The organism is Brevibacillus brevis NBRC 100599 (assembly GCF_000010165.1).
In the GTDB taxonomy this organism is placed as follows: Bacteria; Bacillota; Bacilli; order Brevibacillales; family Brevibacillaceae; genus Brevibacillus; species Brevibacillus brevis_D.
In genome coordinates, this window is record NC_012491.1 from 1,128,164 (window position 1) to 1,153,947 (window position 25,784).

Genomic DNA, 25,784 nt, shown 5'->3' on the forward strand with positions numbered 1-25,784 from the left:
TGTCAAGTTTTGGTAGGGTAAAGAAACTAATTGTTCATAAAGTATAGACGAACAAAAAACCATTTGTGATATCAACTAGTCCTTCATTCATAGGCGTTAGGTTAGGGTACGCAGAATGTCTAAAACTTCGGTAGGCTCCATTCGGCTTTGTTGCCTTCCCCAAGGATATCGAATGTGAACTGTTGCCCATCTAAATTTACTTTATATAAACGTACTTTCCCCTGTTTGATGAAAGAGAAACCTTCTGAAAAAGTTTTTGGTGTTTGAATGCACGTAGCCGCTCAGGAGTTGAATGGTATACATAAAAATCACCCGTAACAAAAATTTTCCAACCATCCGATAACTAGAAGGAATAGGAGGGGATATTATGAAGGAAGCAAAAGTGATTCAATTCTACTTTTCCGGAGGCGGTGAAACGATTAGCATCGAATCCACGGAACCGGAAGAGATCATTCAAATGGTCGCTAATCAAAACGACGGATGGCTCCAGTATGATGATGTTGTCATCAACGTGAGAAATGTTTCATATATCAAAGTGTGCAATCAGGCGTAAGGATAGGGAGCGGATGTATATAGCTCCAACACGAAAAAGCTCTCCATTGAATGCGGAGGGCTTTTTCGTGTTGGAGGTAGCGCTGCTAGTCGGTATTTTCCCCAATTATTTGGCGTATATTTCTAAGGTGCTTTTGTTTACTAAAGTATCGACTATTCCCTGCTAATGTGCTATCATGATACCTTGTTAACGTATTACCACTTTATCAGAGTAAAACATAGAGTAGGGAAACGAGGGGGATCATCACGATGAAGAAAATAGCATGGATGTCATTGTTGTTGGGTGCGGTGGTTTCGTTGGTAGTGGGCTGTTCCAGCGCAAAAACTGGCGCTGACGCGAATAAGTTGATTATCGGAATTGATGATAAGTTTGCACCGATGGGTTTCCGGGATGAGAAAAATGAGCTAGTCGGTTTTGATATTGATTATGCACGTGCAGCTGGCGAAAAAATGGGAAAACAAGTTGAGTTTCAAACAATCGACTGGAGTGCAAAAGAGTCTGAACTAAACAGTGGTCGTATTGACTTGATCTGGAATGGATATACGATTACAGATGAGAGAAAAGGGAAGGTTCTCTTTACCAAGCCTTATCTGAAAAACGCACAAGTAGTGGTCACGAAGGCAAATAGCAACTTGACCAAGCTGTCAGACTTAGCCGGTAAAGCAATTGGTTTACAAAAGCTGTCTTCCGCAGCTGACGCGATTAATGCGAGTGAGATCAAAAATCAGGTCCAATCGATTACCGAGTTCCCTGATAACGTACTGGCACTGAGTGATTTGAAGATCGGTCGTGTAGAAGCAGTCGTCATCGACCAGATTGTGGCCGATTACTATATGGCAAAAGAGCCGGGAGCATTTAAGCAATTAGAAGAATCGCTGTCTCCTGAGGAATATGGAATTGGCGTCAAAAAAGGCAACGAGGCATTGCAAAAAGAGCTGCAAAAAGCACTGGATGCAATGAATCAGGATGGTACAGCTGCAAAAATATCGGAAAAATGGTTCGGCGAAAATCGTGTATTGAAATAAGCAGAACAGCGATGGCTTCGCCGCATGATTGGCGAAGCCACGCTTTTATTTTCAGGATTAGGAGCATACCCAGATGAACGTAGACTACATTCTCTCCATTACGAAGCCCATGCTAGAAGGAGCGCAGATGACGGTGCTGTTGTTTCTCATCGCCATTCTGCTTTCCATTCCATTAGGTTTTCTGATCACCTTACTGGCAAAGAGCAGTAATAAGGCGCTGGCCTGGCTCGCGCATACGTATGTATATGTGATGCGTGGGACGCCTCTCTTATTGCAGCTGTTGTTTATTTGCTTCGGGCTGCCTCTCTTGCCCGTAGTGGGAGATTATTTGGTGATGGATCGATTCGTCGCTGCATGTGTCGGTTTCGTGTTGAATTACGCAGCGTATTTCGCGGAGATTTTCCGTGGAGGACTGCTGTCGATCGACAAAGGACAGTACGAAGCGGCGCAGGTACTCGGCTTTAGCAAATGGCAGACAACCAACAAGATTATTATGCCGCAAATGTTTCGCGTGGCTTTACCAGCCGTCGCAAATGAATCAATCACCCTTGTAAAAGACACAGCGCTGCTCTATGCAGTCGCCGTCCCAGAATTGCTTCACTTTGCACAAACGGCTGTGAATCGTGACTTTACCATCGTTCCGTTTTTTATTGCTGGAATCATTTATTTGTTAATGACGCTATTGTTGACGTTGTTCTTTAAGTGGCTGGAAAAAAGGTTCAAATTCGAATAAAGGGCTGGCACAATATGGATATCATTCAAGTATCGAATCTAAAGAAATCGTTTGGCAATCAGGAAGTTTTGCGAGATGTCTCGTTTTCGGTGAAAAAGAACGAAGTCGTGGCAGTAATCGGGCCTTCTGGCTCCGGTAAAAGCACGATGCTGCGCAGCTTGGTCAACCTCGAGCAGGTGAATGGTGGTAGCATTCGTGTGCAGGATGATTATTTGGTGAAGGACGGGGTTTATGCCGGTAACCAGGAAATCAAGCAGATCACGTCGAGAATGGGCATGGTCTTCCAGCATTTTAATCTGTTCCCTCATCTAACGGTGAAGGAAAATCTGGAGATCGCACCACGTGTAGTCAAAGGTGAGGCGTCTTCAGACATCCGGAAAATGAGTGCAGAGCTCTTGGAAAAGGTCGGGCTGTCTGATAAGGCAGACGCGTATCCAGCGAAGCTCTCAGGCGGACAGAAGCAGCGTGTAGCGATCGCCAGAGCACTGATGATGAACCCGCAAATCTTGTTGTTTGACGAGCCTACGTCTGCACTCGATCCCGAACTGACGGGTGAGGTCCTGCAAGTCATTAAGCAGCTTGCCCAGGAGCATATGACGATGATGGTAGTGACGCATGAGATGGGATTCGCACGCGAGGTGGCGAACCAAATCATGTTTATGGACAAAGGGGAATTCGTAGAGTCGGGGACACCGGAGCAATTGTTTACAAACGCTAAATTTGAGCGGACGAAATCTTTTTTGCATCGCGCGTTAAAATAGAGAAGATCAACAACAAATGCCCTCAGTGTCGAGAAGACAGACTGAGGGCATTTTGTATAGACAGGCTACATCACCTGATAGTTCAAGTACCGTTGGCTGATGAACGAATGAAAATGATCGCTGAACGAGTCAGCATTTAAAAACGCATTGTAAGCGTAAGGAGTGACCCGACAGTAAACGAGCTCGCGTCCATCGTGAAAACGGATGTAGAGGTGGCTTGTGGCCAGATCGTAGCGTGCAGCTTTGATCAATTTCGAATCCAGTTCCTTGTAGGTAATTTCTTGAGGTTGATTCTGACGTGGCAGAAATTGGCGAAAAAAAGATCTCAATGTACGTGCAAACTCCTTTATCTAAAAATCGGTTTATCTATTTCTACGAGTCTTCATTTTACGCAAAAATTTGGATTCGGAATACAAAAATAGCACACCGATTGCAAAATAGGCTAAGAGAACCGTATTCAGAACAATCATTGGAAAGTGGGCAAGCATGTAAGTGCCTCCTGTTAGAGAGAATGAAGTCACGAATGAAAAGTAACCTGCTCCAAAAAAGTGAAAATCTTCTTTTTGCTTCGTTCTATGGGCCTATCATCTGGTTAAGTATAGAAAGGAATGATCATCCGAAAGTATGTAGACTCATGAAAAATGTTGTCGAATATAGTCTATATTACCTATTTTATTTTTGTCAATAATTACATAGAACCAAAAGTGATATCCACAAATTTCCTTGATAAACTACCTTGTATCACGAGGTATAGTGTGATAATCTCTAGGCATATCACGGGGAGGAGATGCTTTTGTGAACAAGGAGTTGTTGAAAGGAAGCATCGATCTATTGCTGCTCTCGCTGATCGCACAAAAAGATCAGTACGGCTATGAGTTGGCCAAGAAGATTCGCGATAAAAGCGATGAGCTGTATGAAATCGGTGAAGGCACATTATATCCTGCTCTTAAGAGACTGGAGACGCAAAAGGCAGTGGAGTCTTACTGGGGGGAAGCCAACGAAGGCGGACGCCGCAAATATTATCGGATTACCAAGACGGGCCAAGGGCTTCTGCAAGACAAGATGAAGGATTGGCAGAGCTTGAGTAGACTCATTTTGCTTTGCAATGAGGGAAGTGAGTAACGAATGAAGCTCGAACAATATGCAGAACAGGTTGTCAGTCGCTTGCCATGCTCGAAATGGGAAAAGCAGGATGTCAAAGATGAGCTGATGGATCATTTGAACAGCATGAAAAGTGAGCTGGTCGAAGAAGGCTATGAAGAACAGGAAGCCGTTTTACTGACCATTCAACGATTTGGTTCGACGAAAGCAATCAGTCGGCAACTGTCTGAGTCCATGCCGCTCATTGATAAATACATCCGTAAATGGGTCATGACCTTGTTTTTCTTGTATGTAGCTATCTCTAGTTATCTCTTGTTATTGTCACCGGATCGCTTCCGACGCAGAGCTTTTACCGTGGAATGGAAGCAAAGGATGCTGGAATACGGCGTCCCGCAATATACGCATCTGTTCCAAAATACGAAACCATTTCAAACCTTGGTGGATTACGTTTATCATTATGACAATTACAGCTTTGGCACTGTCATGTATAACCTGATTGGCAATGTCATGTTGTTTGTTCCGCTCGGGCTGTTGCTGCCGTTGATATTTATGTCCTTTCAAAGCGTGCATCGCGTGTTTTTTCTCACGCTTTCGGCCAGTCTCATCATCGAAACCTTGCAGCTATTGTTTTCGTTAGGCAGCTTTGATGTCGATGATTTGCTGCTAAATGTACTCGGCGGTCTAATTGGCTATGGGATGTTTCGAGTAGGGGCGGCGCTGATCCGTAAGCGACGGAACAATAACAAATTTGATGACGATCTGTCTGCCTCCTCTTTTTAGCGGGTCAAAATTTGTAAAAGCTTTTTGAGTGACCGGGGTCGCACGATTGTAAGGCGGCCTTGGCAAAGGCTTTAGCCATTTTTTTTGCATATGTACATCGTAATGCGATATACATAGTGAATCGATTATTTAGGAGGGTTTTTATGAAACGATCACCGATTTTCCTCATAGCATTTGTGCTCCTGCTCCAAGTCGTAGTTGGCTGTGAGAGCAACAAGGCTACCGAACAAGTGCAGTCGAAGCAGCACTCAGAATTTACTTTTGATGCGAATCCGGAGACCTTCGAAGTATTCGTCGAGAGAGACGGGATGAAGGAAAGTGCCTCGGAGCCGATGCCTGCGCGCAAGGTAACGAATGTACAAAAAGGTGAACAAGAGATTGCTTGGAGCTACCCAGACGACCAGCTGGATGTCTCGATTAAAAAGAAAGAGGATCATTTGCAAATCACCCTGACCTCTAAAGGAACAGAGAGCTTTTCCTGGCCGACAGTAAAAGGAGCAAGCTACATGGTGCCCTTGGGAGAAGGGAAATGGATACCTGCGGCTGACAGCAAGTGGCAGTCCTTTTTAAAAGAAGAGAGTCTTAGCTTTGCTGAGTCTTTTTCCATGCGCTTTTTTGCTGTGAACAAGAGCAAGTATGCGCTGATGTACGTCGTAGACAATTTGTTTAACAACACCGTCGATTTTGTCGTTGATCCGACGATTGGATTTACGTTTTCGCACGAGTTCCCCACGATTAATCCGGACAAGACCTACGGGTTCCGCTTGTATGTCACAGACAACGATCCGGTTAGTGTAGCGGGTGTTTACAAGCAATATGTCAAGGAGCAGGGAGGACTGCTGACCCTGGCTGAAAAAGCAAAAGCCAATCCGAATATTGAAAAGCTTTACGGCGCTCCTCATTTTTACTTGTGGAACAAGAGCTTCTTATCGGTCAACGACGTGAAATGGAATGCACTGAAAACGAAACTGAACCCGAGCTTCATCGGAGCACTTGAGAAAATCTTGGCTTCCAATGAAGTGGACGGAAAAGAGAGCATCCAGCAATTCCGCGAGATTCAGAAGCAGGATTACGTCGCGGATTATCAAAAGAAAGCGCTCCTTAGCGGGTTGAATTATGCTTTGCGTTCCCGTGAGTTTTACACTCCGCAGCGATTTCCACATGTCGATGAAGAGGTAAAAAGATCGTTTGGAAAAGGGATCGACACGTTGACAGAATCACAGCTGTACGACATGAACAAAAAGGTGCTGAAAAGTGTGCTCCAAGATGTCGTTCCACCTGTGGAACAGTGGGGGAATGCCGACTCTACTGATCTCTTGAAAGAAATGAAAGCGGCGGGGATTGATCGGGCATGGATCGGTTTGCCTGATTGGACAGCAGCCTATATGAAGCCAGCGTTCATTCAAAAGGCGAATGAGACAGGCTATTTGATCGCCAGCTACGATTCCTACCATTCGATTCATCAGGAGGAAAATCCCGATTGGAACACAGCTATTTTCAAGGATAAGAGCTTGTACGAGAACGCAACGATTTCAAAGAAAAATGGAGAGAAGAAAGCCGGTTTTCTCCAACAGGGGAGATTGCTGAATCCGACTCTATCACTGCCGAGTGTCAAACAGCGCATGGATGAAATCATGAATAACGATGTTGCCTTTAATTCGTGGTTTATTGATGTGGATGCAGCAGGAGATTTCAACGATGATTATTCGCCACAGCACACGACGACTGAGGCAGAGGATATGAAGGCAAAGCTTGCGCGTATGGACTACATTCGCGATGAAAAGAAGTTGGTTATCGGGTCTGAAACTGGAAATGATTTCGCCAGTCAGAGTATCGCCTATGCCCATGGCATTGAGACGCCTGTCATCAAATGGGCCGATCCAGACATGCGAAAAAACAAGCAAAGCCCGTATTATGTAGGAGGCTACTGGTCCCCGGCGGGAGAGGTCCCAGAACGATACGCCAAACAGGTTCCGATCAAGGAAGAGTATCGTCATGTATACATTGATCCTGCCTATTCTTTGCCACTGTACAAGCTCGTGTACAACAATGCAGTGATCACGAGCCATCACTGGGAGTGGGGCAGTCTGAAGATAAAGGATGAAGTCGGCACCCGTATGCTCAAGGAGCTGCTTTACAATGTACCGCCGCTTTATCATTTGGATAAAAAGATGTGGGATGAAAACCAATCATTAATCACGAATTATTTGAAGGTATGGTCTCCTTTCCATAAAAAAGCGGTGCAGCAAGAAATGACCGATTATCGCGTCTTGTCCGAGGACAGGCTCGTGCAGAAGTCGGTTTATGGGGAGGATCTGCAAGTGATCGCCAACTTCTCTGAGCAAGATTTCACGTACGAGGGGCAAGTGGTGAAGGCCAGATCAGCTCTGATTATGAACGGGAACGATAAACAAACCTTCTTTGCTCCAGCGCAGTAAGAACGATTTGAAAAAGGCTGTCCGCGAAAATGAAGCGGCAGCTTTTTTCTGCTAAGGAGTGGGTGGGTATTTCTTGCTTTTCAAATCGTATTGGAGTCGATTAATGAAGTTCATGGAAATACGGGAATAATGCCGTTCCTCCGAGCGTACCCACCCATAATAGACGGGTTGTTGATAAGGAATATCCAAATCAAGCGTAATTGAATCGGAGTCTTGCAAATGAGGCTCATGAACAAAAGAATAGTCCAGCCCGATGGTTACCGCGAGATTTTGCCGGATTGCATTGCGGAGCGCTTCTGTGTTGTTCGACGTAAACAAAATGTCGACAGGACCGTAAGTCGCGGCAAAATCCTCTACGAACCATTTGACGTAGTCGTCGTTGTACAGGACGAAGGAGTGCTTGCGAAGCTCTTCAGGTGTGACGGAATCCTGGTAGGCAAGTGACGAGTTTTTGCCTACACCAACGACCATTTTTCCCTCTAGCAACTGTTCGAACACCAAGCCGAGGCCTTCGCTCTTTTTGAGAAGATTCTCATGGATAATGACCAGACCAATGTCCAGCTTGTCCTGGAGAATATCCTCTAATATTTCCTGTGTGCCTTTTTCGGCAATTTCGGTACGGATGTAAGGATAATCTTTTTTAAAGCTCGCGACGGCATCGACCAGAAGATTCATGGGACCGGGAATGGTCGCCAGTCTGAGCTCTCCGCTCAACGTGTTCGTATAGTTTTGTGCTTCTTCCCAAATCTCCTGGATCTTTCCCAATGCTTCAAACGCTTTTTTGATGATGATGCGTCCTTCAGAGGTCGGTACAGCTCCGAGACGCGAACGTGAAAAAAGAGTAACGCCCAGCTCAGCTTCCAAACTGGAGAGCGACTGGCTGATGGCGGAGAGGGTGATATGCTTGTTCTGAGCGGCTTTGGTCAAGGAGCCTGCCTTCGCTATTTCTACGATATATTCCAGTTGTTCCAGATGCATTTGGTAAGATCACATCCTTTAGTCGTACTTAAGGAAGGGTAAGTATGTTTACATATTTTTAAATATAAAAGAGTCCTATAATGAAAGCAAGGCAAGAGATCAGTTACAAGAGACATAATAGATGGAGGCGTTTACCATGGCGAGACTCGAAGGGAAAGTAGCGATCGTAACAGGTGGAGCAAGTGGAATCGGAGAAACGACCGTCCGTCTCTTCGCAAAAGAAGGGGCGAAAGTCGTGATTGCTGACTTCTCCCCACGTGGAAATGAATTGGCGGAAGAGCTGAATCTAGCGGGCTTCGATGCGTTGTTCGTGAAAACGGACGTAACGAAAGAAGATGAAGTAAAAAATATGGTGAGCGCCACTGTAGTAAAGTACGGAAAGGTAGATATTTTGTTTGCCAATGCGGGTATCGCGAAAGACGCACCTGGTCATCTGTTGAGCTTGGATGACTGGCAAAGAACGATTGATATCAATCTGACTGGCGTATTCTTGTGCGATAAATATGTCATCGAGCAAATGCTGGCACAGGGGACTGGCGGCGCGATTGTCAACTGCGGCTCGATCCATAGCCATGCCGGAAAAGCAGGTGTGACAGCTTACTCTTCCGCCAAAGGTGGCGTGAAGCTCCTGACCCAGACACTGGGACTTACGTATGCCAAGCAAGGGATTCGCGTAAATGCGGTCTGCCCAGGCTATATTGATACACCACTGATTGCTGGGCGCAATGAGGCTTTGAATGAGCACTTGATCGGGTTACATCCGATGGGACGCTTGGGTAAACCGGAAGAAGTCGCTAAGGCCGTTCTGTTCCTTGCCAGCGACGATGCCTCCTTCGTCACTGGGACAAGCCTGCTGGTTGATGGCGGTTATACAGCGCAATAAGATGTTCTTTCTCCTCGCGTAGATTTTTGTCTACTCGGGGAGATTTTTTTTGCTAAGACTTCATCGGACAAATGCCCTACACTATCGTCCAAGCGGGCGCAAAACCGTTCGAATAGGATGGGAATAAGCGATTACGCAAGGGGAGGGAGGAGTTTTGCCAACTTTTATAGGCAAGGTGACCATTACCAATAATGTTGGAAATATCAACTTTGGCGATACGGCAAACAACTCTCCGAAAAGTGTAATCAAATCGTTTTCCGGTTCGGGTGGCAACAATAGCGGCAATGTAGTGAAGGTCATCAATGAAAATAGCCAAACCAATACATGGGTGGGTTCAGGGGCCGCTGGAATGAAGACAGTGAAGGAAAAGAAACGGGTCCGTCGCGCAGCCCGAAAGTGCAAAAAGAAAAAGTAGCCTTGAAAAAGGCCCCGTGTGAAAGTGGACAAGCTCGGTAATAGCGTTTAGATTAAGACTATTGCGAATTTATGTGAATTGAGATAAAAAAGATGAAAGACGTCGTAGAAAGGAAGCAAACCAGATGACGAAAACAAATGAGGAATCACTCTTATTTACCCGTGTGAACAAGGACACGCAGGCACTGCCGATTTCTATTGAGGATTGGGAGAAACAGGCACGAGAGGTTTTGCCAGATGGGCCATTTGATTATGTTGCCGGGGGATCTGGGGCAGAGGAAACGCTGGTAGAAAACCGGACAGCTTTTTCCCGTTGGGCAATCATTCCACGGATGATGCGGGATGTGACGAATCGTACGCTTGGTATTTCGATGTACAATCAAGCGTTGCGCACACCGATCTTTTTGGCACCTGTAGGCATGCAGACGATTTCACATCCCGATGGAGAGCTGGCGTCTGCAAGGGCGGCAGCAGCAGCTGGAGTGCCGTTCGTAGCCAGTACAGTTTCCGCTCACTCACTCGAGCAGATTGCTGAAGTGATGGGCGATGCCTATCGCTGGTTCCAGCTCTATTGGTCGAACGATCGAGAGGTTTCTGCGAGCATGGTCAGGCGAGCGGAAAAGTCAGGCTATTCTGCTATTGTCCTCACGGTAGATACCGTCATGCTAGGATGGAAGCGCAGAGACTTCCGCAACGGGTATTCGCCACTGCGCGAAGGAAGAGGACTGGCGAATTACTTGACAGACCCTGTGTTTTGCTCGAGACTCCCTGATGTGACGCCGGAGAATGCAGTGGAGGAAGTGTTGAAAAACATTTATCATCCAGCGCTGAATTGGAACGATATCGCCTTTTTGCGTGAGCATACCCATCTGCCGATTTTGGTAAAAGGTATTTTGCATCCGGATGATGCGCGCCTTGCTTTAGAGCATGGTGTAGATGGAATCATCGTCTCCAATCACGGTGGGCGGCAGATGGATGGCGCTATTTCTACGCTGGATGCGTTGCCAGCGATTGCCGAGGTGATAGCTGGAAAAATCCCTCTCTTGCTCGACAGTGGCGTGCGTACAGGAGCAGATGTCGTTAAAGCGATTGCTTTAGGAGCGAATGCCATCCTGATTGGTCGCCCATTCTTGTATGGACTGGCTGTTGCCGGCGAGCAAGGCGTAACGAGTGTGTTAGATACACTTATCCATGAATTTGACGTTGCGATGGCGCTGTCTGGCAGCAATTCTATCGCAGACCTTAATCGCAGCATTCTTGCACGATTGTAAGGGGAAGCAGCCCGTTCATACCCATTGTTGAAAGAAATGAGCCAGTCTACATGCACTGGTTCTTTTTTTTTTATCAAAAAAGTTATTTCTACCAAAGTTGTTCTCGTTGAACTTTCGGAAAAACATGGTAAAATGGAGCGATCTTGTATTCAGAACGTTACGATCCTTCTGTAAGGATTATTTTTTTTGACTATATCCGAAAGTATAAACAGGAGATTGAAATGAAAAACCAAATGATATCTTCACTGACACCCCAAGATTGGGCGGGGCTACTACGTGAAAAAGATGGTGAGCTGAACATGGTTGTGAATGAGCTGGCAGATGTCAAATACGCTTTGGACCAATCCACGATCTTGGCAATTACGGACCATAAGGGGATTATTTTGCGGGCAAATGAGCAATTTTGCCGCATATCGAAATACGAACGAAGCGAACTGATTGGAAATGACCATCGGATTCTTAATTCGGGTTACCATCCGAAAAGCTTTTTTAAAGAAATGTGGTCTTGTATTCGATCTGGCCAGGTCTGGCGGGGAGAAATTCGCAATTGCGCAAAAGATGGCAGCTATTATTGGGTCGATACAACCATTGTCCCATTTAAGAACCAAGCGGGCGAAATCTATCAATACCTTTCCATTCGCAGTGATATCACAGCTCGCAAGCAGATGGAAGACGAGCTCAAACGGAGTGAAGAAAAGTATCGCATCATCGCAGAAAACACGTCGGATATCATCAGCATCATCAACCTGGATGGGGAGTTTCTCTATTTGTCTCCGTCTCACAAGCGTGTGTGGGAGCATACCGTTCCTGATGAAGAAATCCATAACCTGTTCGAGTGGATTGTGGAGGATGACCGAGATATTTTTGCTTATGCGATTCAGCATGCCTTCTCTACGCGTAAGGAGTACATGGTAGAATGCCGAATTAATACCCAAAGAAACGATGTTATCTGGACGGAAAGCAAAATCAATCCGATTATGGACGAAGAAGGAAATGTAACCAAGCTGCTTCTCATTACCCGTGACGTCACAGACCGGAAACAGTCCGAAGAGACGATTCACCACTTGGCTTATCACGATGCGTTGACAGATCTGCCGAATCGACGAATGTATGTCCAACAGCTCAGCAAGGAAATGATGCAGGCCAAGCGTTTCCAATCGAGTCTGGCTGTGCTGTTTTTGGATTTGGATCGCTTCAAGGATGTGAACGATTCATTCGGTCATGATGTAGGGGATATGTTGCTGATCGAAGCATCCAAGCGTCTACAGGCATGTCTCAAGCCAGGAGATGTTGTGGCCAGGTTGGGTGGAGATGAATTTACGATTATGCAGAACCAACTGCTAGATCGCAACGAAGCAACTGAGTTGGCAGAGCAGATCATGTATCAGTTGCAGCGTCCGTTTGAATTGGATGGACATGTATTCAACGTGTCGTGCAGCATCGGCATCGCCTTGTACCCGCAGGATGGGGACAATCCCGAAGATTTGTTGAAACGGGCCGATACAGCCTTGTATACCGTAAAATCGCGCGGGAAGAATGGCTATGACTTTTTCGATCCGTCGATGGAGGCGAAGTCGCTGGAGCGTATCTTGATGGAAAATGAGATGCGGAAAGCCATTGAACAAGAGCAGTTCCAAATTTACTACCAGCCCAAAATCGATATCGCGACAAGTGCGATGACGGGCATGGAGGCGCTCGTCAGATGGGTGCATCCAGAGCTGGGCATCATTCCGCCGAATCGCTTTATTCCAATCGCTGAAGAGACGGGGATGATCCTGGCGCTTGGGGAGTGGATTTTGAAACAGGCGTGCAAACAAAATAAAAACTGGCACGATCAAGGATATACGCTGAAGGTCTCTGTGAATTTGTCAGCGAGACAGATCTATCAAAAAGATCTGGTCGAGATGATCAAGGATATTCTTCAGGAAACAAAGCTGTCTCCTCATTGGCTGGAGCTCGAGATTACGGAGAGCATTTTTGTCAAAATGGAAGAGGCGACGGCAGTTCTGCAACAGATTCGGGACATTGGAATCCAAATTTCGATTGATGACTTTGGGACAGGCTATAGCTCGTTTAGCTATATTAAAAGCTTGCCAGTCGATACGATCAAAATTGACGCCTCGTTTATTCGCGACATTCACCACAACCAAGAGAGTCAGGCGATTGTAAAAGCGATTGTTACCATCGCACAAAGTCTCAATATGAATGTCATCGCTGAGGGAATTGAGCTCCATGATCAAGTAGCGGCTTTGAAGGAAAATGGCTGTGACCACGGTCAAGGCTATTTATTCAGCAAACCGCTTCCGACAGATGATTTCGATCAGTTATTGCGTCAAGAGCTGCAATAATATGGCAGGAAGTAAAGCCGGGTGAGAACATCCGGCTGTTTCTTTTGTGTGGTACTATAGGAGGCGGACAAAAACATAAGTGCAAGTGTGCAGCTAGAAAGGGAGGCCCCTCGTGGGAAAGTTTTCGGGTAAGACTGTTGTCGCTATTGCAAGTTTGGTGTTGATATGGGGATTAAGCTGGTCGATCTACAAAATGTCACTCGCCTATACGCCACCGATTTTATTCGCAGGAATGCGTTCGCTGATTGGCGGACTTCTGCTTGCTTTATTCATTTTACCCAAATGGAAAAAGATCAACTGGCGTGAAAACTGGTTGCGCTATTGTATATCTGCCTTTCTGAATACATTGTGCTTTTATGGTATTCAGACGGTTGGACTCGTGTATTTGCCAGGTGGATTATTCTCTGTGTTGGTGTACTTCCAGCCAATCTTGATTGGACTCTTTGCCTGGTTGTGGCTGGGTGAGAGCATGACAGTGCTCAAAATCATTGGGCTGATCATGGGATTCCTCGGGATACTTGCGGTTAGTGCAGATGGACTGACTGGACAGGTTTCCATCGTGGGCGTCATTTTAGGCTTGTTGACGGCTCTGACATGGGCGATGGGCGTGATCTATGTGAAAAAAGTCAGTGCCAAGGTAGATTCGCTGTGGATGGTTGCCATGCAATGCATCATCGGTGGCGCGGCCTTAACTCTTTTGGGGACAGGCGTAGAAAGCTGGTCCGACATTGTCTGGAATGCTCCATATCTGATCGGTCTTAGTTATGGCGCTACATTTGGTGTGCCGATTGCCATTGTCATTTACTTTGGGCTTGTGAATGCAGGCGAAGCGAGCAAGGTGGCCGCCTTTACGTTTCTCGTGCCGCTCATTGCAGTCATGACTGGCACCATTTTCATGGACGAGCCGGTAACGTATTCCCTCATCGCCGGTCTGGTATTGATCGTGTGCAGTATATGCTTAGTGAACTATCAGAAAAAAATGCGACAACCTGCAATTGCCAATCATCTCAATCGTTGATGGAGACGACAAAGAAAACAGCCGACACTTCACAGGTTCGGCTGTTTTTCTTATGGAGATTATACGGAGGGTTCTTTGTAGATTCCATTTTCATAAATGTACTGAAGGCACGCATCGGGCAACAGGAAGCTGGGATCGCCGCCCTTGCGGATTTCGTCCCGGATGTAGGTAGAGCTGATTCCCATGTTGATGCCCTTGCTCATAATGAGAAAATGCTCGTCATGATTGCGCAGCAGCGCGTCATCCGCAATCAGGTCAGCGGTCGGATAGCCTTCGCGCGACATCACGATGAAGTTGAAGCCTGCGACTAGCTTTTCAGCGTTGCCCCAGTTCGATAGTCCCTCTAACAAATCCGATCCCATGATGAAAAAGAGCTCGTCGTTCGGGTACTTCCTTTTCATGTGCATCATCGTATCGTACGTATAGGTTTCACCTGGCAAGGCATCCATTTCGACTGTTGAAATCTCGAAAAGAGGTTCGCCATCTTTGTTTGTTTTGTGTGTACTGCCAGCTAAAGCCAGTTTGAGCATGTGCAAGCGATGGGCGTCCTCTGTCTGCAATTTTTTATCATGACGCTTTGAAGAGCAGGGTACGAAAATGACTTTGTCCAGTCGTCTCCGGTGAGCGACGGTCGCAGCCGTGAACAAATGGCTGTACGTGATGGGGTCAAAGCTGCTGCCATAAATACCGATTCGCATAAAAATTGCCTCCTATCGTCATGAGCCAGTTACTTTTTTCGAACAGTCATGCCAAGCTGGTTTTGAAAATGACCGAGAGCCCATTTGTGACCTTCGGGAAGAAAGCTCGCTACTGCATCCTCGTGGATGACGACAGAAAAGCCGTTATAGAAGCCTTCGATCGCTGTATGCAGCACGCAAATGTCTGTGCAGACACCTACAAGGTGAATCTCAGTGATACCTCTCGTGCGCAACAATAGTGCAAGGTCGGTGCCTTGAAAAGCACTGTAGCGCGTCTTATCCATCCAGTGAATCGTATCTTCGAATTCCTCGTAAATCTCCTGAATGCTGCCATACAAATTCCGGCCAGCCGTACCGATAATATTGTGCGGAGGGTAGAGTCCAGTCTCAGGGTGGTACGGGTCCTGCTCGCGATGAGCGTCGACTGCCATGACGACAAAGTCGCCTTCTGCGAGGAAGTCGCGGATCAGCTCTCCAATGCGTCCTTCAATAGCCTGACCAGGCTCTCCACAAGTCAATGCACCATCTGTCGCAACAAAATCATTCGTGTAGTCGATCACAATCAAAGCTTTCATAGAAAAAACCTCCTGAATGTGGACTTTTCTAGTAAATCATGGCAGTTGGCGTAAAGCCAGTAAAGCGATAGAGCTTGGCTGGCGAATTCGAAAACTCGGTCGAGTAGACAGGCTGTCCGTCAGCCGATAGAACTGGCTCGAGAAGTCCTTGCCGTCTGGTTGTCGCAAGCAAGCGCCGCTCAAAATTGCCCCGATCTTTTGCCGAAAAGGATGGAACAACGGTCTCGATCACTTGCAGTAATTCACTCAAGGTAAACTCATCTGGCAAAAAAGCTTTGGCGATAGTCGTTTGTAGCATCTGCTCACGAACGCGCTGTAGGGCGTCAGTCAAAATTTCACGATGATCAAAAGCGAGGTTGAGGGCAAAGGCTTCCTCAATCGGAAACAGCTGCGCGTCTGATGCATCGTCGTTTGCCTGTGCGTGCTTCAATAAGTCTTCATGAACGAGGGAGACATAGGCAACGCTTGGGATCCAACCACGAGGATCTCTTCCTGGCTTGTAGTATGTCTTCAGCTGTTCGATGTGTACATCGCGGTCAATGTTCGTCTCTTCTTTTAACTCACGATAGGCGCATTCGTCCAGTGTCTCCGATTCATGGGAAAAACCGCCAGGCAAGGCCCATTGCTCTCCAAATGTATTGCTTTTTCGCTTGATCAGAAGAACGGCCAATTGCTTGAGTGGCAATGATTTGGTTTTCGTTTGGCGCGGGATGGAAAGGAGCGTAAAGAGGCAAATATCTGTAGGAAGTCCATCCGGCGAGCGGTACTTTTTGGTCCGAAAGTGGATGCGTTTGGCTCGAAGGGGAGACGTATTCACAAGATCATCCTTTCCGTTTGCTCGAATCTGTTCTCATACTTTCATGTTATGATATCATTTTAACAATGTCAATATTACAATGTAAAAAACTGTGAAAAAAGACGTCTGTGAAGGCCAGACGTCCCCGTAAGCAGTTCGCGCGAAAAGGACTGATTAAACAGCATCCAGCGCGAGTCGCAGTGTAATCGTAATGTTTTCCTCTGTTTTGGCGACGATCGTATGAGGGCTAGTCAATCCGAAGTCACCAAACGTTACGACGGAAGTTCCCTCCAATTGCAGCTTGCCTTGGGAATAAATCGCGTCAGCATCAATTTTCACATCTTTGGCAATTCCTCTTACAGTCAGGACGCCATTGATGGTGAACGAAGCCTTTTGTCCTTCTGTCCATGTGGATGGCCAGTTCTCAAAGGATTTCGCTTCAAAAGTAGCAGCTGGATGGACGGCTGTATCAAAGTAATCAGGAGATTTGATATGGGTGTCGCGTTTTTCATTACCGGAGTTCAGCTTATTCAAGTCAGCGGAAGCTGTTGCTTTCATTTGGTCGGGTGCAGAGAGGTTCACATCCCAACTGCCAGTAATACCGTCCATTTCAAAGTTTACCGTTTCTTTCGACGTTGTTACGGAGAAATAGACTTTGGACTGGTCATTGATCGTCCATTTTTTATTCAGTTGATCTGCTGTCAAAGGCGTAGAGGAAGCGGTAGATGAGGCTACGGCTACCGCAGCTGCAGGCCGTATCTCCACATGGTTTCCCACAAAATAGTCATAGAGCATGTAACCCCCGATACCAACCACGAGTGTGGCAACTGAGGCAGTCAGGATAACCGAATTCTTTTTCATTATTGAATAACCTCCATGTTTTTGAAGTGTTCAGACTTGGGTCGTATGTATTTGGCTTCGCAGGGATCATTATGAGAGAGGAAGCTGAGTGGGTCTTGAAAGCTGGCTGAAAGTTTGTTGAACGTGCAATGGTTAGAGAATGATCAACGTTTTTCTGTTTAATTTACATTTTTTGGTTTATTATTTTACAAAAAGCTTTCAGCTCGTACTCAGGGGATATTCAGCAAACATTCAGCTACGCCTATCCTGTTCAGGTAAAATAGAGGTGAGGTGAAAGAAATGAGCCTAAACAAAGGCATTAAAATATTGCTTGTCGATGATGAGCCGACCATCCTGCAATTTTTGGAGATGGGTCTTGAGAATGAAGGCTTCCAAGTATTGACGGCACAAGATGGGATGAATGCTGTGACCATGGTGAAGGAGCATCAGCCGCATGTCGTTATTCTCGACGTGATGATGCCTGGCATGGATGGCTTCGAGGTATGCCGGATGCTGAAAAAGATACAGAATGTAGCGACGATTATGCTGACAGCCAGAGAAGACGTGGAGGATCGGGTAAAAGGGCTGACGCTCGGTGCCGATGATTATATGATCAAGCCGTTTAGCTTTGAAGAGCTGCTTGCCCGTATCCATGCGCGCATTCGTAATCATTACCCACATCTGCTCTCTAAGGTACACCTCGGCCCATTTCAGATCGATGACAGGCGAAAAGAAATTACCTACGATGGAACGCTTCTGGAGCTATCGCCAACGGAATACTCTTTGCTGAAATATTTGGTGACAAATCACGGCTTGGTGCTGAGTAAACCAATGATTCTGGATAACGTGTGGGGCTATGATTTCGGTGGGGAGGAGAATATTGTCGAGGTGTACATTCGCTCCCTGCGTGACAAATTGAACGATCGTCAGCATCGGATTATTCGCACATTGCGCGGTGCGGGCTATCGGGTTGATTTTGTATGAAGAAGAATCGAAACAATCAATGGGCCCCTTTTCTAGAACCGAACTCTTTGCGTTATCAACTGCTGTCTCGTTCGTTATTTATCTTATCCGGGTTGCTGCTTCTAATCGGCATGATTCAATACATTTTGATGGAGCAATTCTTGTATCGTAGCAAAGCGGAAAGCTTGTTAAATCTGGCAGTCACTCTTCCGTATCAGGTCTTGGAGGACACGGAAACGCTCCCAAAGAACGATCAGTATGTCAGTGCGTTGCTTTCCTTGCATACACCCGATATCAAGTATGCCTTTATTGACAACGACGCTAACGTGACGGAGTTGTTTGCGAATCCGAGCGAAGGGTATTCCCCGCGCTTTCCGGAGAGTCTATACCGCGAGATCTTGGCTAGTGGCGTATGTACTTTCAAATACAAAATTTTGGAGGGTAGTACTGGTACGGATTATTTGGTCGTACTTGCACCCATCCGTTCACCTGATCAGCTGCAAGGAATTGTACAGCTGAGCACCCCTGTCGGCTCGATGCGAGAAGTGCTGTTTCCACAGTTGATCATTTTCTTTTCTGCATCTGCACTCGCCTTGCTTATCGGTTTGTTAACCTATGTGCCTGTTCTCCGCCGTACGCTGAACCCACTTTCGCGTATTGAGGTTACAGTCGAGCGGATTAATGCAGGTAATTTGGATGAGCGACTGCCGATGGATCAAGGCCAAATGGAGATTGATCAATTATCGGCGGTCTTTAACGGAATGCTGGAACGCTTGGAAACCTCCTTTAAAACTGAGCAGGAAGCTGGGGAGCGGATGAGGCGTTTTGTAGCGGACGCTTCGCACGAGTTGCGAACACCGCTGACATCCATCCATGGTTTTTTGGAGGTGCTGTTGCGCGGTGCGGCGGCAAATCCCGAACATTTACAGAAAGCATTGAAAAGCATGCACGGCGAGACAGAGCGGCTGAACAAACTCGTTAACGATTTGCTGTACCTGGCTCGGATGGATCGGGAACCGGCTTTCCTTTTGCTAGAAGGGCAGTTGGACGCAGTCGTGCACAGTATGGAGTCGCAGCTTTTGGTGCTGGCCGGTGACCGAAGCGTTCATTTCCGCGTAGAACCGAATGTTACGGTTGCTTTCGACTGTGACGGAATGAAGCAAGTTATCCTCAATCTGTTTCAAAATGCGGTGCAGCATACTGACCCTGTGAATGGTGAGATCGAGCTTATAGTAAGCAAGATTGCCAATGGGATTGAACTGACGATCAGAGATAATGGAGCTGGAATCGCACCGGAGCATGTTTCGCATGTATTCGACCGTTTCTATCGGATTGAATCCTCACGGGCACGCAAAAGCGGAGGGGCTGGACTGGGGCTGTCGATCACCCAATCCATCGTAGAAAATCATCATGGAAAAATTGACGTACAAAGCAGCTTGGGAACAGGGACGGTGTTTCGCGTCTGGTTACCTAACGGTTTGAAAGAGGTTCAGCAGACAGAAGTTGTTGGTTGACAATGAGAGAAACCGTCATTTATAATCTGAGACATTCAATAAAACAACCAACACAGCCGTGAAAAGGAAAGTAAAAAAGGGATTTTGACGTCCAGAGAGTTGCCTGTTAGCTGAGAGGGCAGCCGCGAACTCTTTTTGAAAGCCACCTTGGAGCTCTGCTTTTGAAAATGCCAAGTAGAAAGCAGCGGATGGCCCACGTTATGGGGCGCATGTCTACGTAGACAGCACGAGTTTGCCTTTTGTGAGAGAGGCAAAAAAGCTGAGTGGTACCGCGATACCTTCGCCTCAGCAACCGGATTCATGGAAATCATGAGCCTGGTTGCTGGGGCTTTTTGCTTTCTGACGTCGTTCAAAAAGTCGACTACTTGAACACGTACTTATGGAAAAAATAAAGAGAAAACTGGAGTGGTGGGGCATGGATCGCTTGAAGCAAAGAGAGCTGTTACACCTGTTGGAAGAAGACAGTCGCATGAGCGCTGAGCAAATCGGAAAAATGATCGGAGAGCCAACCGAGGTCGTTGAGCAGACGATTGCAGCATTGGAAGCCGAGAAGGTCATTGTCAAATATCCAGCGTTGGTCAACTGGGAGCGTGTGGACGATCATCCGTACGTGAACGCGATGATTGATGTGAAAGTGACGCCGAAGCGCGATGTCGGCTTTGATGAAGTGGCAGAGCGAATTTGCCGTTTCCCAGAAGTGAAGGCTGTTTACTTGATGTCTGGTGCAAGCTATGACTTGTCGATTATTTTGGAAGGCAAAACGATGAAAGAGGTAGCCACTTTTGTTTCGCAAAAGCTGTCCACTCTCGATTCAGTTGTCTCAACAGCTACACATTTTATTTTGAAACGCTACAAGCACGATGGCGTTGAGCTGGAAGATCGTGACGAAGATCACAGAATGGTGGTTACGCCGTGAGTACACAAGTCAAAGTCAAAAACCGTTTATCCAGTACAGTTCAATCGTTGAAGCCATCAGGAATTCGCCGCTTTTTCGATTTGGCAGCCTCGATGGAGGGAGTCATTTCCTTAGGTGTAGGGGAGCCTGATTTCGTCACTCCTTGGCGCATGAGAGAAGCTTCGATTTCTTCGCTGGAGCGTGGACATACAGCTTATACATCCAATGCAGGTATGCTGCCATTGCGTGTGGAAATTCAGAAATACTTGGAAGAACGTTTTTCGGTCAGCTATCATCCAGAGACAGAAATTCTCGTGACGGTTGGCGCCAGCGAAGCGATTGATATCGCACTGCGTGCCATTCTCGATCCAGGTGATGAAGTATTGGTCGTAGAGCCTTGCTATGTCTCCTATGAACCAGTCATTCGCTTGGCTGGCGGGGTGCCGGTTTTCCTGAAAACAACGATGGAAAACCAGTTCAAGCTGACACCGCAAGAGCTGGAGACGCACATCACCGAGCGTACAAAAGCAATCATTTTCTGCTATCCCAATAACCCGACCGGGGGGACGATGACGGCTGAGGAGTGGAAAACACTTTTGCCGATCATTGAAAAGCACGACCTCATGGTGATCTCTGATGAGATTTATGCGGAGCTTACCTACGGTCGCATGCACGATAGTATCGCGGCTCTGCCAGGGATGAAAGATCGGACGATCCTGATCTCCGGTTTTTCCAAAGCATTCGCGATGACTGGCTGGCGTCTGGGATATGTCTGCGCGTCACCTGATTTGCTCGCAGGCATGCTGAAAATCCATCAGTACACCATGCTGTGTGCACCGACAATGGCTCAGATGGCTGCATTGGAAGCACTACGCCATGGACGTTCGGATATGGAACGAATGATCGAGAGCTACCGTCAGCGCCGCAATTATGTGGTAGATGGATTCCGTCATATCGGTTTGACTTGCCATGAGCCGGACGGAGCATTCTACGCATTCCCATCTGTAGCCTCTACAGGTCTCAGCTCTGCTGAGTTTGCGGAGAAGCTGCTGATGGAGGAAAAGGTAGCAGTCGTACCTGGAGATGTGTTCGGCGAAAGCGGAAAGGGACATATTCGTTGTTCTTATGCAACATCGATGGAGCAGTTGAAGAAGGCGCTGGAACGTATGGAGCGCTTGATGGGACGACTGTCCTAAGATTTTCCGGGAAATAAAAGGGGGCGGCTTTCAAGCTGCTCCTTTTTTTACGAGTGGTTGTGGTGGGGAAGAAGCGCATTTCCAGTCTGCACTTCGGCCTACGCCCCGCAAGGGGGGATTCACTGGCCGCTTCGGAAAAAATGGCGGGAGCGCTTCAAACGTAGAAGTTTCGATGGAGTGTTTCATAGGTGAAGCTGAAATTCCCCGCCATTTTTTCCGAAGCTGGGATGGGCTCCAGAGGCGCTTGACTGGAAATGCGCTTCTTCTTACGCGGCTGTGGTAAGGAAACAGCTTGAAAGCTAATGCAAGAGGATAATTGAAGGTAGGGCAAGAAGTTTTAATGTCTCAAGCCTTTTTAGGAGGAGATTCCTAATGATTTCACTGCCAACCCATTTTACCCAAACAATTATGGACGTACATAAAGAAGCGGGGCGTCTCTGGCTCGATTCCTTTCATGAGTTGATTGCCGATTGCGAAGCACGGTGGTTATTAAAAGTGCTTGAGCCGTTTCCACTCTCCTATAACTTTGTAGCACCAGTTGTGTTGCAGGATGGGAGGAGCGCAGTGCTGAAGCTGGGAGTGCCTGGACTGGATTGGCAGAGAGAGCTGGCAGCGATTCGGGCTTTTGCAGGCAGGGGAATGGTGCAGCTACTCGATGCTGACGAGGAAAAAGGGATCATGCTTTTGGAGCGGATCATGCCAGGAGAGACACTGGACAAGCTGAGTAGCGAAGATGAGCGAATAAAATACTTGGCGGACGTGATCAAAAGAATGCATACATCCGTTTCGAAAGGTGGCAAGCTTGCTCCTACGTTTCCAACGATAGCAGACTGGGCTGTGGGACTGAAAAAGATTCGCCCTCATTTCCAAGGGGAGACAGGACCGATTCCTGAGCAAATGGTGGAGCGGGCTATGCAATGGTACAAAAAGCTTCTTCCCACACAAAAAGAATTGTGCCTGCTGCATGGTGATCTTCATCATGAAAATATTTTGCGGGCAGAAAGAGAGCCGTGGTTGGCAATTGATCCAAAAGGGCTGATCGGGGAGACGGAATACGAGGTGATTCCGTTTTTGCTGAACCATTTGCCAGAGGATGGAGTAGAAGAGGTAATGAAGCAGCGGGTCGATGGGCTGACGAAGGCGCTGTCTTTGCAAAAAGAGAGAGTGTTGGCGTGGGCGTATTGTCATAGTGTGCTATCGGCTTGGTGGTTCATAGAGGATTTTGGGGTAGACGGTGGTCGTCTGGTGATGCCGGGAGTTTTTGAGAGACTGTTAAATGAGTAAGGGCTTCACCCTTTGGGATGAAGCCTTCTTTATTTTATATGAATAAATGAGATCCTTCGTAATGCGGAATATTAATAGCCAGTTGACTGGTTCAAGGTGGTAGCAGCGAGATTGTATTGGTAAACCGATTCAATTGCTTTTGTTTCAGAGTCAAACAGGCTTGCTTCGTCTTCCATCAATTCTTTCATCGATGCCTTCCCCAATCTATATTGATCGATTGTTGCCTGATAGCGCTCCAATGCGGTTTCTTTCTTTGTTGTACTTTCTTCTAATGCCTTTTTCGCTGCCAGTACCTTCGTATAGTTGTCACTTACTTCTTGACCGATTTTCTTTTGCGTTTTTTGTTTTTGCAGTTCCGCTTTTTTGTGCTCATTTTTTGCAATTATTCCTTTATGTGTGCTTAGTGCGGAATACTCTGCCGTGTAATCAATTCTTACTTGGGTAAAATCTATTTCTGCTTGCGCTTTGATCATCTCAGGACGCTTTTCAAAAGCCTTTGCTTGCAATTGCTCCAGGGAAAGCAGCTCGTGCTGGGTCAGATCAGTCGCGATCATTCTCCATTGTCTGTCTGCTTTTTCATTCAATAAATCGTTGAGCTTGGCCAACGCTTGCTTATAGCTGGCTTCAAGGGCAGCAAGATTTTTGTGAGCTTCTGTTTCTTGGGAGTTCAACCAGTACTGTCTTTGCAAGCTCTTCTTTTGCGCTTTGATCTTGGCGTCTAATGATTGGACTTCGAAGAAAGCTTTATGTACTTGCAATTGAACGGTGTTTTTTTGCGTATTCAGGGCGACTTCATCGGCAACCACTTCTTTGATCGCTTTGGCGGCGTCTTCGAATTTCTTTTTTGCATCAGCCAGAGTTATGACGTCGGATTTTTTGATTTCTTCCTTTTCTCTTAGTGTGATGGATGTTTCGTACTTCGTTATATCTAATTCAATTCGAAGCAGCTCCAGATCAACGCTGTTCTTTATTGCCTGTTCGACTGCGAAATCTAGCGACAAAGGGGAAACATCCGTCTGTTCCGCAGTGGCCACGAGTGGAGCAGCCAGAGCAAAATGGGCACCACCTGTAAGGAGAGAAGTGACTAAAGTTGTACTATAAATGTGTTTGAAGAGCCTGGATTTCATGGGGCAACCTCCTGATTATATATAAAAGAATTTGATAACGATTCTCATTATCAAATCCATGAAAAGTATATATTTCCAATACAATTTCGTCAATAAAAAAATGTTTTTCACCACGTTCTTGGCCAGAACCCCAAAAGAAATCCCCTTCCGGAAAAAGGCAAAGTGAGCAACTGCCAGTTTCCCCAAAGGGGATTTGTTTTTCATAATGGGAAAAGTACTATTCTTTGTCCCTGTTTTCTTTGTTTTCCGTAGCCGACTTGGCAGTTTGGTTCAATGTCCCTTCCTTTGGCGTAAGGGAGTAACCATGCATATTGCTTCCGTTATAACCCATGTCGGGCTTTTCCTGTGAGGTACGATCAGTCATTTGCTTCCCCCTTATTTTGTCCAGTGGACGTAGAGTCTTGCTGCACATACGGATTGTCGACGTCATTTGGTTCCTTGTCCAGATTGGTACGGATTGCGAGCATTGGACTCGTGGGAGGTTGAGCGATCAGTCTGTCATCCAGTTGCTTGAAATCAGGCAGGTCGTTTTCGCGATTGTCAACCATGTTCGTCTCCTCCTTTACGGGTTAGTATATCCACCACCTGCCTGTACATTTCCTTAAATGGAAAAGCAACGGGACCCGGACTACACCAGAAAAAAACAGCCCAAGTCCCAGAAAGTTCGGGAGGGGCTGTGCCGATCATCTTTGTGCAGTTAACTCGTTTTCTTGGCCAGGCTCTTCATAAAAGAAGCAAGATTCGTTTGTAGCAATGGTGTGATCGCTGAAAAGGAAGCATTTTCAGTGAGCGTATTCATTTGACGAACAAATTCAGTGGTGTCCTTTGTATTTACATTCTCGAAGCGGTTAGTGATTTTTGTGTTTTTTAAATCGGAGAGAAGCGTAGCTTGTTCGTTCCGGTATTGTGTGATCCAGTCTGGACGATGTTGCAGCTTTTTGACGAATTGAATCAGCATGCTTACTTTCTCTGTTGGATTGGTTGTGGCCGCTTGCATTTTTTTGTAGGCTTCTGGGTCATACCGCTCCATCAGCTTGGATGGATTAACATAGTCGTTCGGCGCCCCTTGTGGTTTCTGCGGAAGCTCTACGTAACTGACACTGCCAGTTGCAGGGTCAACCTTTCGTGTTTTGGCAACGCCTGCGAGCAGATGGAGGGTATCCAAAAATTCAGCAGCATTTTTCTCATCAGCCATGTATTGGTCTGCCAAATATTTGCCTTGGGTTAAACCGACTTCTACCAAAGCAGCTCTTTCTTCATCGGTGTAGGTGGATTGGGAGTTGAAAAAGTTTTGCTCCAGGATGTGGTCAAAGGCTTTGCGAGCCTCGGGTGGCTTATCTGCGAAAATTTTATCCAAACGCTCATTAATCTCAGTGCTAAAGAAAAATTGGACGCTGTGATGTTCGATGGCATCAGCAGGTAGCTCGCGTGCTTTGTGTGAACGAAGGTCTACCGTATCGGGCTTGGGCAATCCCAGACTAGTTCCCGTCACCATTTTAGGTGCAGTTTGGCTAGTTGGGAGCTGGGGGGTTAGGTAGCGGGAATACGATTGGATTTGCATGTTCTACTCTCCTCACATGGATTCATGTTCAG

27 protein-coding genes and 1 other annotated feature are annotated in these 25,784 nt (G+C 46.7%); of the genes, 17 read left to right on the plus strand and 10 right to left on the minus strand.

The features are described from left to right. The first annotated feature begins 367 nt into the window (after nt 1-367). The 4 genes from BBR47_RS05825 to BBR47_RS05840 all read left to right on the plus strand — a co-directional run bounded on the left by BBR47_RS05825 (nt 368) and on the right by BBR47_RS05840 (nt 3,072). Nucleotides 368-553: a hypothetical protein gene (locus BBR47_RS05825; protein WP_012684817.1), complete on the plus strand. Its 186-nt coding sequence runs from the start codon at nt 368-370 to the stop codon at nt 551-553. A 248-nt stretch (nt 554-801) separates the two neighbouring features. Next, nucleotides 802-1,578 carry an amino acid ABC transporter substrate-binding protein gene (locus BBR47_RS05830; protein WP_012684818.1) on the plus strand — a complete coding sequence of 259 codons (777 nt, stop codon included), beginning with the start codon at nt 802-804 and terminating at the stop codon, nt 1,576-1,578. A 73-nt stretch (nt 1,579-1,651) separates the two neighbouring features. Then, complete coding sequence (locus BBR47_RS05835) at nt 1,652-2,311, plus strand: amino acid ABC transporter permease (RefSeq protein ID WP_012684819.1); 660 nt, start codon at nt 1,652-1,654, stop codon at nt 2,309-2,311. Between the two features lie 14 nt (nt 2,312-2,325). Further along, on the plus strand, nt 2,326-3,072 hold the full coding sequence (locus BBR47_RS05840; protein WP_012684820.1) for an amino acid ABC transporter ATP-binding protein: 747 nt from the start codon (nt 2,326-2,328) through the stop codon (nt 3,070-3,072). Nucleotides 3,073-3,137: 65 nt separating this feature from the next. Here BBR47_RS05840 and BBR47_RS05845 read toward each other — a convergent pair whose 3' ends face one another. Then, a complete protein-coding gene (locus tag BBR47_RS05845; protein WP_012684821.1) occupies nt 3,138-3,401 on the minus strand; it encodes a KTSC domain-containing protein in 264 nt (87 codons plus the stop codon). A gap of 466 nt (nt 3,402-3,867) precedes the next feature. Here BBR47_RS05845 and BBR47_RS05850 point away from each other — a divergent pair, with 466 nt between their 5' ends. The 3 genes from BBR47_RS05850 (at nt 3,868) to BBR47_RS05860 (ending at nt 7,391) form a co-directional block, all read left to right on the plus strand. Further along, on the plus strand, nt 3,868-4,194 hold the full coding sequence (locus tag BBR47_RS05850; protein ID WP_012684822.1) for a PadR family transcriptional regulator: 327 nt from the start codon (nt 3,868-3,870) through the stop codon (nt 4,192-4,194). Nucleotides 4,195-4,197: 3 nt separating this feature from the next. Next, nucleotides 4,198-4,953, plus strand: coding sequence for a VanZ family protein (locus BBR47_RS05855; protein WP_012684823.1), 756 nt, complete (start codon nt 4,198-4,200; stop codon nt 4,951-4,953). 143 nt (nt 4,954-5,096) lie between these two features. Beyond that, the gene (locus BBR47_RS05860; RefSeq protein WP_012684824.1) at nt 5,097-7,391 is read left to right on the plus strand and encodes a glycoside hydrolase; all 2,295 of its coding nucleotides are present in this window, start codon (nt 5,097-5,099) and stop codon (nt 7,389-7,391) included. A 51-nt stretch (nt 7,392-7,442) separates the two neighbouring features. On the opposite strand, the gene BBR47_RS05865 is transcribed toward BBR47_RS05860, so the two are convergent. After that, nucleotides 7,443-8,369, minus strand: a complete 927-nt coding sequence (locus tag BBR47_RS05865; RefSeq protein WP_012684825.1) for a LysR family transcriptional regulator — start codon at nt 8,367-8,369, stop codon at nt 7,443-7,445. 136 nt (nt 8,370-8,505) lie between these two features. Here BBR47_RS05865 and BBR47_RS05870 point away from each other — a divergent pair, with 136 nt between their 5' ends. The 5 genes from BBR47_RS05870 (at nt 8,506) to BBR47_RS05890 (ending at nt 14,303) form a co-directional block, all read left to right on the plus strand. Continuing rightward, complete coding sequence (locus BBR47_RS05870; protein ID WP_012684826.1) at nt 8,506-9,252, plus strand: SDR family NAD(P)-dependent oxidoreductase; 747 nt, start codon at nt 8,506-8,508, stop codon at nt 9,250-9,252. 154 nt (nt 9,253-9,406) lie between these two features. Next, the gene (locus BBR47_RS05875) at nt 9,407-9,667 is read left to right on the plus strand and encodes a spore germination protein (RefSeq protein ID WP_012684827.1); all 261 of its coding nucleotides are present in this window, start codon (nt 9,407-9,409) and stop codon (nt 9,665-9,667) included. A gap of 124 nt (nt 9,668-9,791) precedes the next feature. Further along, nucleotides 9,792-10,937 (plus strand): alpha-hydroxy-acid oxidizing protein, encoded by a 1,146-nt coding sequence (locus BBR47_RS05880; RefSeq protein WP_012684828.1) that lies wholly within the window; start codon nt 9,792-9,794, stop codon nt 10,935-10,937. A 221-nt stretch (nt 10,938-11,158) separates the two neighbouring features. Continuing rightward, a complete protein-coding gene (locus tag BBR47_RS05885; RefSeq protein ID WP_012684829.1) occupies nt 11,159-13,285 on the plus strand; it encodes a bifunctional diguanylate cyclase/phosphodiesterase in 2,127 nt (708 codons plus the stop codon). Between the two features lie 112 nt (nt 13,286-13,397). Continuing rightward, the gene (locus BBR47_RS05890; RefSeq protein WP_012684830.1) at nt 13,398-14,303 is read left to right on the plus strand and encodes a DMT family transporter; all 906 of its coding nucleotides are present in this window, start codon (nt 13,398-13,400) and stop codon (nt 14,301-14,303) included. A 59-nt stretch (nt 14,304-14,362) separates the two neighbouring features. Here BBR47_RS05890 and nadD read toward each other — a convergent pair whose 3' ends face one another. The 4 genes from nadD to BBR47_RS05910 form a co-directional block, all read right to left on the minus strand. After that, nucleotides 14,363-15,001: a nicotinate-nucleotide adenylyltransferase gene (nadD, locus tag BBR47_RS05895; RefSeq protein ID WP_012684831.1), complete on the minus strand. Its 639-nt coding sequence runs from the start codon at nt 14,999-15,001 to the stop codon at nt 14,363-14,365. 29 nt (nt 15,002-15,030) lie between these two features. Continuing rightward, nucleotides 15,031-15,576 (minus strand): cysteine hydrolase family protein, encoded by a 546-nt coding sequence (locus BBR47_RS05900; RefSeq protein ID WP_007729905.1) that lies wholly within the window; start codon nt 15,574-15,576, stop codon nt 15,031-15,033. 28 nt (nt 15,577-15,604) lie between these two features. Further along, nucleotides 15,605-16,393: an NUDIX hydrolase gene (locus BBR47_RS05905; protein ID WP_012684832.1), complete on the minus strand. Its 789-nt coding sequence runs from the start codon at nt 16,391-16,393 to the stop codon at nt 15,605-15,607. 153 nt (nt 16,394-16,546) lie between these two features. After that, nucleotides 16,547-17,233 carry a YceI family protein gene (locus tag BBR47_RS05910; RefSeq protein WP_012684833.1) on the minus strand — a complete coding sequence of 229 codons (687 nt, stop codon included), beginning with the start codon at nt 17,231-17,233 and terminating at the stop codon, nt 16,547-16,549. A gap of 279 nt (nt 17,234-17,512) precedes the next feature. On the opposite strand from BBR47_RS05910, the gene BBR47_RS05915 reads away from it, so the two are divergent. The 5 genes from BBR47_RS05915 (at nt 17,513) to BBR47_RS05935 (ending at nt 23,064) form a co-directional block, all read left to right on the plus strand. Then, nucleotides 17,513-18,196 carry a response regulator transcription factor gene (locus BBR47_RS05915; protein WP_041749274.1) on the plus strand — a complete coding sequence of 228 codons (684 nt, stop codon included), beginning with the start codon at nt 17,513-17,515 and terminating at the stop codon, nt 18,194-18,196. Further along, the gene (locus BBR47_RS05920) at nt 18,193-19,689 is read left to right on the plus strand and encodes a sensor histidine kinase (protein WP_012684836.1); all 1,497 of its coding nucleotides are present in this window, start codon (nt 18,193-18,195) and stop codon (nt 19,687-19,689) included. The genes BBR47_RS05915 and BBR47_RS05920 overlap by 4 nt, the downstream gene beginning before the upstream one ends. 49 nt (nt 19,690-19,738) lie before the next feature. Then, nucleotides 19,739-19,980 (plus strand) — a binding site (T-box leader). Between the two features lie 124 nt (nt 19,981-20,104). After that, the gene (locus BBR47_RS05925) at nt 20,105-20,605 is read left to right on the plus strand and encodes an Lrp/AsnC family transcriptional regulator (RefSeq protein ID WP_012684838.1); all 501 of its coding nucleotides are present in this window, start codon (nt 20,105-20,107) and stop codon (nt 20,603-20,605) included. After that, nucleotides 20,602-21,780: an aminotransferase gene (locus BBR47_RS05930; protein WP_012684839.1), complete on the plus strand. Its 1,179-nt coding sequence runs from the start codon at nt 20,602-20,604 to the stop codon at nt 21,778-21,780. Before BBR47_RS05925 ends, BBR47_RS05930 begins: the two co-directional genes overlap by 4 nt. A 372-nt stretch (nt 21,781-22,152) precedes the next feature. Next, complete coding sequence (locus BBR47_RS05935; protein WP_012684841.1) at nt 22,153-23,064, plus strand: aminoglycoside phosphotransferase family protein; 912 nt, start codon at nt 22,153-22,155, stop codon at nt 23,062-23,064. Between the two features lie 71 nt (nt 23,065-23,135). Here the strand turns inward: BBR47_RS05935 and BBR47_RS05940 are convergent, their stop codons facing one another. The 4 genes from BBR47_RS05940 to BBR47_RS05955 form a co-directional block, all read right to left on the minus strand. Then, nucleotides 23,136-24,191: a TolC family protein gene (locus BBR47_RS05940; protein WP_012684842.1), complete on the minus strand. Its 1,056-nt coding sequence runs from the start codon at nt 24,189-24,191 to the stop codon at nt 23,136-23,138. A gap of 217 nt (nt 24,192-24,408) precedes the next feature. Further along, nucleotides 24,409-24,555, minus strand: a complete 147-nt coding sequence (locus BBR47_RS31175) for a hypothetical protein (protein WP_012684844.1) — start codon at nt 24,553-24,555, stop codon at nt 24,409-24,411. After that, nucleotides 24,548-24,739 (minus strand): hypothetical protein, encoded by a 192-nt coding sequence (locus BBR47_RS05950; RefSeq protein ID WP_012684845.1) that lies wholly within the window; start codon nt 24,737-24,739, stop codon nt 24,548-24,550. The genes BBR47_RS31175 and BBR47_RS05950 overlap by 8 nt, the downstream gene beginning before the upstream one ends. A gap of 149 nt (nt 24,740-24,888) precedes the next feature. Beyond that, complete coding sequence (locus BBR47_RS05955; RefSeq protein WP_012684846.1) at nt 24,889-25,752, minus strand: hypothetical protein; 864 nt, start codon at nt 25,750-25,752, stop codon at nt 24,889-24,891. Nucleotides 25,753-25,784: the final 32 nt, after the last annotated feature.